The sequence below is a fragment of the Dietzia sp. SLG310A2-38A2 genome, from assembly GCF_014145095.1.
In the GTDB taxonomy this organism is placed as follows: domain Bacteria; phylum Actinomycetota; class Actinomycetes; order Mycobacteriales; family Mycobacteriaceae; genus Dietzia.
This window is the reverse complement of the sequence record NZ_JAALDX010000411.1, coordinates 1-2,368: the sequence shown is the minus strand read 5'-3', so window position 1 is coordinate 2,368 and position 2,368 is coordinate 1. Positions and strand designations below refer to the sequence as shown.

Below are 2,368 nucleotides of genomic sequence, written 5' to 3'. Positions count from 1 at the left end.
CGAGCCGGACCAGTGCCGCGCGCCGCCGCCTGGCCGGGTCCTCGCCGTCGACGAGGGGGCCCAGCTGGAAGCGCATATGCCATCCCCCGACGTAGCGGTTCTGCGTCACGTGGGTCGTCGCGTCGGGGTAGAACTCGCTGGAGATGGTGGGGCCGCGGGTGAGGTCGGCGCGGGGGTCGTCGGCCAGTACGGCGGTGATGGCCTCGGAGTTGGTGCGCACGCGCTCGCCGAGCCGCGGTGAGACGCGGGGGAGAAGGCCCTGCTCGCGGGAGCGGAACAGCACCTCGACCGTGCCCAGGACACCGGCGGCCAGGACGACCTCCCCGGCGCGGAACCTCTCACCACCGGCCGCGCGCACCTCGTAACCGCCGCCGGGCAGTTCCGCGATGGTGTCCACCCGCGTCTCGGGCCGGATACGGGCGCCGCGCTTCTCGGCCAGCCACAGGTAGTTGAGGTCCAGTGCGTTCTTGCTGCCGTAGGGGCAGCCGATGAGGCACGCCCCGCAGAGGCGACAGTCGGTGCGGTCGGGCCCCTCGCCGTCGAAGAATGGGTCCGGCACGGTGACACCCTCCTCCCCGAACCAGATGGCCATGGGCGTGGGGCCGTACGTCTGGCCGGCACCCATCGAGCGGGCGGTGGCCTGCAGGTGCAGGTCCATCCGGCCGACGTGGCGGGTGGTCTCGCGGCCGAGCATGCGCGAGGCGGTCCGGTAGTGCTCGGCGAACTCATCGCGCCAGCCGGCGTCGGACACGGGCCAGGCGGGGTCGGTGAAGAACTCGTCCTTCGGCTCGAGCAGTACCCCGGCCCACACGATGCTGCCGCCGCCGACCCCCGCGCCGCCGATGATCCCGACATGCCGGAGCACCCGCTGCCAGAAGAAACCCCGCAGGCCCAGTCCGGGCATCCAGAGGTACTTGCGCGGGTCCCTGCGGGCGGCGAGGAGATCGTCGGGGGAATGACGACGACCTTGTTCGAGCACCAGGACCGTGAGCCCCTGCTCGGCCAACCGGAGGGCGCTGACCGCGCCACCGAACCCGCTGCCGATCACGATCACATCGGCGGCGTCCGCGCGCCCCTGTGGGCCTCGACTCATGGCGCCGAGTCTAGGACGTGCGTCCAGTATCGGGGTCGGATCGACGGGGCTCGTGGGCGGCGGGCCCGGAGGCCGGGAAATCTCCGGGAATTACTGGACGTACGTCCAAGTTCGGCATACGGTGGTCGCACCTCCAGTTCGGCCTCGCAGAATCGATACCCAGATGAACCCTCCGCACAGACCCCTCGCTGAACGCGTGCTCCGCCGCGTCATCCGCCTCATCGGCGCGGCACCCTCCCCGATCCAGCGACTGATCGCCGGCCCGCCCGTCCGCATCGACGGGCAGCAGCTCGGCCTCGAAGCCCAGGTCGGCACGAGACTGCTGAACCTCGGGGTGTCCGAGACCTTCGAACACATGCCACTGGACCGGGGGCGGGAACAGATCGCGGGAGAGGCCTTCGTCTTCGGCCACCAGGCCCCCGTCGAGACCGTGCGTTCCCTCACCATTGAGGGTCCGAACGGCCCGATCCCGGCACGCCTGTACCGGCCCGCGGGGATCGAGGGACCGAGCGCCGCCCTGGTGTACCTCCACGGTGGCGGCTGGGTCCTGGGCAACCTCGACTCGGGAGACTCGGTGTCCCGCTTCCTCGCCGCGCACACGCCGTTGACGGTCATCTCGATCGACTACCGGTTGGCGCCCGAGCATCCGTTCCCCGCGGGGTTGGATGACGCGCTCGCGGCGTTCGAGCACGTCGTCGACCACGCCGAGGAGCTCGACCTCGACCCACGGGCGATCGCGATCGGCGGCGAGAGCGCCGGCGGGAACCTGGCCGCGGTGGTCTCGCTGCACCGCGCCCCCGGATGGACCCCGCCGGCCCTGCAGGTCCTGTTCAACCCGGTCACGGACCTGTCCACCAAGCACCGCTCGTACGAGTTGTTCGGACGAGGGTTCTTCCTCACCGAGGCGCAGATGGACTGGTACAAATCCCACTACCTCGCCGATCCCGGCCAGGCCCGGGACCCGCGCGTCTCGCCTCTGCTCGCCGACGAGATCGGCCACGCGCCCCCGGCCTACGTCGTGGTGGCCGGATTCGACGTGCTCCGCGACGAGGGCGAACGCTATGCGGCCGCCCTGGCCGAGGCGGGCGTCGACGTGACCCTCCGTCGACACAACGGCCACGTGCACGGCCTGATCAACGCGACGGGGGTGGGACACGCCGCCCGGGACGCGCTCCTCGAGGCGGTCGGCGTCCTCCACACCCGGCTGGTCGCCCGTACCGCCACCGTCACCGCCACCGCCACGGCTACCGACCGGACTCCGGGCGACGACCGGTG

2 protein-coding genes are annotated in these 2,368 nt (G+C 71.6%); one reads left to right on the top strand and one right to left on the bottom strand.

Annotated features, from left to right (window positions below; translation table 11 throughout):
- Positions 1 to 1,093: FAD-binding protein (locus tag G6027_RS14005; protein ID WP_182637704.1), on the bottom strand; the 1,093-nt coding region annotated here is incomplete at its 3' end.
- Between the two features lie 196 nt (positions 1,094 to 1,289).
- Between G6027_RS14005 and G6027_RS14000 the strand changes: the two genes are divergently transcribed.
- On the top strand, positions 1,290 to 2,368 hold a 1,079-nt coding region (locus tag G6027_RS14000; RefSeq protein WP_346995744.1), incomplete at its 3' end, for an alpha/beta hydrolase.